General features: G+C 75.5%; 5 protein-coding genes and 1 pseudogene. 3 read left to right on the top strand and 3 right to left on the bottom strand.

The window, feature by feature from the left end; all coding sequences use genetic code 11:
* The first annotated feature begins 251 nt into the window (after positions 1-251).
* Entirely contained in the window at positions 252-854 is a 603-nt protein-coding gene (locus ACK4LS_RS14425) for a class I SAM-dependent methyltransferase (protein ID WP_409718705.1), read from the top strand.
* A gap of 67 nt (positions 855-921) precedes the next feature.
* Here ACK4LS_RS14425 and ACK4LS_RS14420 read toward each other — a convergent pair whose 3' ends face one another.
* Positions 922-1,704 (bottom strand): DNA/RNA non-specific endonuclease, encoded by a 783-nt coding sequence (locus ACK4LS_RS14420; RefSeq protein WP_409718702.1) that lies wholly within the window; start codon positions 1,702-1,704, stop codon positions 922-924.
* A gap of 46 nt (positions 1,705-1,750) precedes the next feature.
* On the opposite strand from ACK4LS_RS14420, the gene ACK4LS_RS14415 reads away from it, so the two are divergent.
* Entirely contained in the window at positions 1,751-2,512 is a 762-nt protein-coding gene (locus ACK4LS_RS14415; RefSeq protein WP_409718699.1) for a fructosamine kinase family protein, read from the top strand.
* A 60-nt stretch (positions 2,513-2,572) separates the two neighbouring features.
* Here the strand turns inward: ACK4LS_RS14415 and ACK4LS_RS14410 are convergent, their stop codons facing one another.
* Positions 2,573-3,181 carry a DedA family protein gene (locus tag ACK4LS_RS14410; protein WP_409718697.1) on the bottom strand — a complete coding sequence of 203 codons (609 nt, stop codon included), beginning with the start codon at positions 3,179-3,181 and terminating at the stop codon, positions 2,573-2,575.
* Positions 3,182-3,314: 133 nt separating this feature from the next.
* Between ACK4LS_RS14410 and ACK4LS_RS14405 the strand changes: the two genes are divergently transcribed.
* Positions 3,315-5,279 (top strand): glycosyltransferase, encoded by a 1,965-nt coding sequence (locus ACK4LS_RS14405; protein WP_409718694.1) that lies wholly within the window; start codon positions 3,315-3,317, stop codon positions 5,277-5,279.
* 39 nt (positions 5,280-5,318) lie between these two features.
* Here ACK4LS_RS14405 and ACK4LS_RS14400 read toward each other — a convergent pair.
* Positions 5,319-6,488 (bottom strand): annotated as a pseudogene (locus ACK4LS_RS14400) (hypothetical protein); the annotation flags it as partial.

The following is a 6,488-nucleotide window of genomic DNA, read 5'->3' as shown; positions in this document are numbered from 1 at the left end:
CTCGCGCGCGCGCCGGCGCCGGCGGGCACGTGGCGCGGGAGGGTGCGTGCGCGGTGGTGTGTGCGTCGCGGGTGCGCGGGGTCGGCGGGTGCGGGGTCGTTCGGTCGGTGATGTGCGCAACCTCCGTTAGCGCCGGGGGGATTTGGGCTGAGGTTGTGCGCATCGCGGAGGATATGCCCGCGCCCGCGCCCGCGCCCGCGGGCCCGAGCGGGGTTCGGCGCCTAGGGTGGGGGCGAGCAGAAGGAGTCGGAATGGATGCCGCGCAGTGGGACGAGCGATATCGCGCCTCGGCCGGGGGAGTGTGGGCCACCCAACCGCCCGCCGTCGTGCGCGAGATCGTCGCGCCTCTGCGCCCGGGAACGGCGATCGACGTCGCCACCGGTGACGGACGCACCGCGCTGTGGCTCGCCGCGCGCGGCTGGACGTGCACCGGCCTCGACTTCTCCAGTGCGGGCCTCGCGCTCGCCGCCGCTCGACCCGGCGGCGACGCGGTCGGCTGGATCCAGGGCGACGTGCACGACTGGGAGCCGGACTCGCCCGTCGATCTGGTCGTCTCGTGCTACCTGCACCTGCCCGACAGTGCGACGGCCGTCGCGCGCATCGCGCAATGGGTGGCACCCGGGGGCACGCTCCTCGTCGTCGGTCACGACGTCGAGAACATCGCCGCGGGAGGTCACGGACCCTCCGATCCCGCGATCCTCTACACGCCCGAACTCTTGCTCGGCGCGCTCGACGACCGGTTCCGCGTCGAGCGGTGCGAACGCGTCACGCGCACGAGTGCGGATGCCGAACTGCGTGAGGGCCACCCCGCCGCGGCGGTCGACACCGTCCTCCACGCGGTGCGCGTGCGCTGACACCGGTCGACCGTCCGCGTCGCCCCCGCGACCCCCGCCACCCCACGGCGACGTCGCCGCGCGCGCGTCACAGCACGATGTCGTCCGGTGAGCGGAGCTCGCGCGCGGTGACCGGACGAACCCCGCGCCGCACGAAGGCGTCGGCGGCGGCGAGGGGACCGACGTCGACACCCGCCTCGGTCGCGATCTCGGCGATCGGCACCTGGAACGTGCGGAACGCTCCGAGCGGCGGCAGCACCAGCCCCTGGCGTGTGTCGACCAGATGGGTCTGATCGAGACTGAAACCGGCGGCCGCCAACGCGTCTCCCTCACGCCACGCCGCGATCTTCCAGAAGCGCAGGGGCACCCGTACGCCGCGGTAGGGCGGGTCGGCCTCGTCGAGTACCGGCGCCGTGAACACCGCGAGACGCTGGTCGGTGGTCTCGGCATAGGCCAGTACGTGGTCTTCGAGCCCCAGCCACAGCTCCTTCGACTGGTTGAATCCGGCGGCCTGCGGGGCGGCGTTCGTGTAGAAGAACGTGGCCTCCGTCGCATCCCGGGCCTCGTCGGTCGACCCCCAGCCGGGATCGCGACGGCGCACGAGATGGCCGCGGTCGAGGTCGTTGCGGCTGTAGACCTCGGGGCCGGCCTGCGCCTCGGCGGGCACCCGCGGGTCGAGGCGCCACTCACCGGAGCGGGGGAGGTCGCGCACGCTCGCGCCGTCGATCACCACGGCGGTCACCGCGGCGAATCGGCGGTCTTCTTGCAGCAGCACGGTGAACCGCGCGTAGTCGAGCCGCGTCGTCGCCGCGGCGGGTGCGGGGAGGGGGAGGGGGATGCCGAGGAAGTCCGGGTCGTAGCCGTCGCTCATGCCTCCATGCTGCCCCGGACCTCCGACATCGCGACACACTTGATCGATGGAACAGTACGTGAAGACCCGGGCCGACGCGCCCGCCGGATTCTTCGCCGCCGAGGCCGCGGGCCTGCGGTGGCTCGCCGACGCCGGGGGAGCCCGCATCGCGGGCGTGCTCGAGGTGGCCGAGGGCCGCATCGTGCTGGAGCGCGTCGCCGAGGTGCGACCGACCGCGGAGTCCGCCGACGCTTTCGGCGTCGCGCTCGCCGCGACTCACGCCGCAGGGGCCGAGGCCTTCGGGCAGGCCCCTCCCGGGTGGACGGGCGACATCTTCATCGGCAGCCGCTCGCAGCCCGCACGGCCCACCGCGACCTGGGGCGCCTTCTACGCGTCCCAGCGCGTCGAACCCTTCCTGCCGGTCGCCGTCGCGGCGGGCAATCTGCCGGCATCCGGGGCCGAGATCGTGCGCCGCGCCTGCGCGCTGATCGCCGAGGGCGCGTTCGACGACGACGAGTCACCGGCGCGGTTGCACGGCGACCTGTGGGCGGGCAACGTGCTGTGGGCCCCGGAGGGCGTCGTGCTCATCGACCCGGCGGCGCACGGCGGGCATCGCGAGACCGACCTGGCGATGCTCGCGCTCTTCGGCTGCCCGTTCCTCGACCGCATCCTCGCCGCCTACGACCGCGCGCGGCCCCTGCGCGCCGGGTGGCGCGATCGCGTGCCCGTGCATCAGCTGCATCCGCTGGCCGTGCACGCCGCGGGCCACGGCCCCTCCTACGGGCGGGCGCTGGTGGATGCCGCGGAGCGGACGCTCGCGCTGGAGTGAGGTGCCGAGGGGGGCCGCACACGCCCGCGCCCCTGACTCCCGCACCCGGCGGCATCCGCGTCAGCCCGCCGCCGCCCGCCGTTTCGCCCGCCGGGCGAGCACGAGGTCGATGCCCACGCCGATCCCCACGGCCACGATGATCGACACCACCACCGCCACCACGGGGCCGCCGGGCACGAACGCGGCGACGACCGCTCCGATCACCGCCTGATACGCAGCCCAGGCCAGCGCCGCCAGCGCCGCGACGCCGAGGTAGCGCCCCGGATGCACCCGCGCGGCGCCCGCCGCGAGGTTGACCGCGAGGCGGGCGAACGGCACGAACCGCGCCGTGAAGAGCACCACGGCCGCGTTGCGCTCGAGGCGGGCGCGCGCCCAGGCGAGGGCGGCGGCCACGCGTGGTCCCCGCATCCACGCCCACCGCTCCACGCCGACCGCGCGGCCCACGAGGTAGCAGCACGCGTCGCCGGCGAAGGCGGCGGCGCCCGCGACCGCGACGACCCCCACCAGGGGCGGGGTGCCGTGCGCGACGGCGAGGGCCCCGAACGCCGTCACGGCCGCCTCGCCCGGGACGACCACGAGGAACGCGTCGGCGAACACCAGAGCCGCCATGCCCCACAGCGCCCACGGGCTCGCCGCGATCGCTGCGAGCCACCCGTCGACACCGTCCATCCCGTCACTCTCCGTCGCCGATCGAGACGCCCCGCCCACGCGCCGGTGACGGTGAGCGGATCATCCGGTGAACATCGCGAACGTCGGGTCCGATGCGCCCCCGCCAGCCGGAGATGCGCCGCACTCTGGAGTCGTGAGAGTCGCGCTGCTCGCCGAATCCTTCCTCCCGCACATGAACGGGGTCACCGGTTCCGTTCTCCATGTCCTGCGCCACCTCGCCGAGGCGGGGCACGAGACGCTCGTCATCGCCCCCAAGTCCGGCGACGTCACCGCCGATCTGCACGGCGCCCGCACCGAGCTGCTGCGCTCGGTGCCGCTGCCGTCGTACCCGGAGGTGCGCGTGGTCTTCGCCCGCGCCGCCCGCCTGAGCGCCCTGCTGCGCGACTTCGATCCCGACGTCGTGCATCTGGCATCCCCCTTCGTACTCGGGTGGCAGGGACTCGCCGCCGCCGACGCGCTGCGGATCCCCTCGGTCGCGGTGTACCAGACCGACGTCGTCGCCTACGCCCACAAGTACGGCCTCCCTCACGCCACGGCCCTGGTCGCCGGACACGTCGCGCGCCTGCACCGCCGCGCGACCCTCACCCTCGCGCCGTCGTCCGCGTCGACGGCCCAGCTCGAGGGCCTCGGCGTCGACCGCATCCGTCGATGGGGACGGGGAGTGGATGCCGTGCGTTTCGCCCCCGAGCACCGCGACGACGCCTGGCGTGCCCAGGTCGCCCCGAGCGGGGAACGCATCATCGGATACGTCGGCCGCCTCGCCCCCGAGAAGCAGGTCGACGACCTGCGCGCTCTCGCCGACCTGCCCGGAACCCGGCTGGTGATCGTGGGCGACGGGCCGTCCCGCCCTGCGCTGGAGAGGGCGATCCCGGATGCCGTCTTCACCGGCCACCTCTCGGGCGCGGCGCTGGCGTCGGTCATGGCCGGCTTCGACGTGTTCGTGCACCCCGGCGAAAGCGAGACGTTCGGGCAGACGATCCAGGAGGCGCTGGCCAGCGGCGTCCCCGTCGTGGCCACGGGTGTGGGCGGTCCGCTCGACCTCGTGCGCTCGAGCGTCGACGGGTGGCTCTACCGGCCGGGCGACCTCGACGACCTCCGGGCGCGCGTGGCCGACCTCGTGGGCGATGACGCCAAACGCCGGGCGTTCGCCCGCGCGGCCCGCGAGGCGGTGCAGGGGCGCACCTGGGCCGCCCTCACGCACGATCTCGTCGGCCACTACGCGGATGCCGCGGCCCTGCGTCGCATCGACGACAGCATGCTGCGGCGCGGGGGACCGCGACCGTCCGCGCCGACGGCCTCGCGCACACGGGGACGCTGGACGCGGTACGTGGCGCTCGGCGACTCGCTCACCGAGGGGCTCTGCGACGCCTCGCGCATGCCCGCGGGACGTTTCCGCGGCTGGGCCGACCGCCTCGCCGAGCTGCTCGCGCACACGAGCGAGGAGGGGCCGTTCCGCTACGCCAACCTCGCGGTGCGCAGTCGACGCGTGCGCCATCTGATCGACGAGCAGATCCCCGCGGCGCTGGCGCTCGAGCCCGATCTCGTGTCGATCCTCATCGGCGCGAACGACCTCGTGGGCCCTGCCCCCGCCATCCCGGCGCTGGTCGCCGAGGTGGAGTCGGCGGTGCGCGCCGTGCGGCGCACGGGGGCCGACGTGCTGCTGGTCACGACCTTCCTGCCGCGCCGGCCCGCCGCGCGGATCTTCGCCCGCCGTTTCGCCGCGTACAACGTGCACCTGCGACGCATCGCCGCGCAGCAGGGGGCGATCCTGCTCGATCTCGAGGCGGTGTCCGAGATCGGCGAGCTGCCCCTGTGGGCCGACGACCTCGTGCACCTGCGCTCGTCGGGGCACCGCCTCGTCGCCTATCGCGCGGCGGAGGCGCTGGGGGTGCCCGACGCCCGCGCGCTCCTCGGTCTCGACGAGGCGCTGCACGCCGACGACGAGCAGCCCCGCGGCGGGTGGCTCACGCGTGATGCCCTGCCCTGGGTCTGGCGTCGCGTGCGCGGGCGCACCGCCGGCGACGGCATCGCCGCCAAGCACGACGGCTACGTCGAACTGCCCACCGGCGGCGACCGGGAACGCGCCGACGCGGTGTGATCCGCGTGCCCCGGGTCGCGACCGCGACGGGTGCGCGGCTCAGTACCAGCCGGTTCGCTCCGAGTGCGCCCAGGCTCCGCAGGGACTGCCGTAGCGGGCGCTGATGTACGACAGGCCCCACGAGATCTGCGTCGCCGCGTTGGTGCGCCAGTCCAGACCCGCGGATGCCATCTTCTCGCCGGGGAGCGCCTGGGGGATGCCGTACGCGCCGCTCCAGGGGTTCAGGGCATCGGCTCGCCAGCCCGACTCGCGGTTCCACAACGACACCAGGCACGAGAACTGGTCGTCCCCCCACCCGTAGCCGCGGATCGCGCCGCGTGCGTGGTCGCGTGCCGCGCTCGGGCTCATCACGGGACCGGCGGGGGCCGTGGTGCCGCCGCTTCCCCCGCTCGATCCGCCGGTGCCGGAGCCGCCGCCGGCGGAGCCGCCGGTCGAGGAGCCGCCCCCCGTCGATCCGCCCGAGGAGGAGCTCCCGCCGGAGCCGCCACTCGACGAGCCGCCGCCGGGGCCCGCCGACCCTCCGCCCGAGCCCGTGCCGCCGCCGGAGCCCGACCCGCCGCCGGAGCCTGAGCCGCCGCCGGTCGACCCGCCCGCGTTCGAGCCGCCGCCCGACCCCGAGCCGGTCGAGCCGGAGCCGCCAGAGCCGGAGCCGCCAGAGCCGGAACCGCCAGAGCCGGAGCCGCCCGAGCCCGAACCGCCGCCGGCGGCGCCACCGGGCGCACTCGCATCGCGAGCGGCCTTCTCCCGCTCGCGCTCGGCGCGCTCCTGGGCGGCGGTGGTCCGTCGCAGTTCCGCGAGTTGCGCGTACAGGGTGTCGAGCTGCGCCTGCGTCGCCGCGACGCTGGAGGACTCGGCATCCGCCTGGGTCTGCGCCTCGGCGGCGGTGGTCTGCGCCTCGACGGCGAGGCGCTCGGCCTCGGCCCGCGCCGCCTCGGCCTGCGTGCGCAGCGAGGTGGCGATGTCGGCGGCGCTGCGGGCCTCTCCAGCCGTGCGCGCGGTGACCGAGGTGAGGCGGTCGAGCAGGCCCAGGCGCTGCAGCAGAGAGTCGGGATCGGCATCGGTGAGCAGCTGCGCGACGAGGGGGCCGCCGCCGACGGTGCGGTACAGGCGCGCGGCGTTCACGCCGGCGCGGGAGCGAGCCGTGGACAGCTCGGCGTCGGCCGCGGCACTCTGCGCCGTCAGCGCGTCGGCGCGCGCGGCGGTGGAGGC

Origin of the sequence: Microbacterium sp., from assembly GCF_046295495.1 — a bacterium.
Taxonomy (GTDB): Bacteria; Actinomycetota; Actinomycetes; order Actinomycetales; family Microbacteriaceae; genus Microbacterium.
Note: the sequence above shows the minus strand (reverse complement) of the source record. Positions and strands in the feature narration are given on the sequence as shown.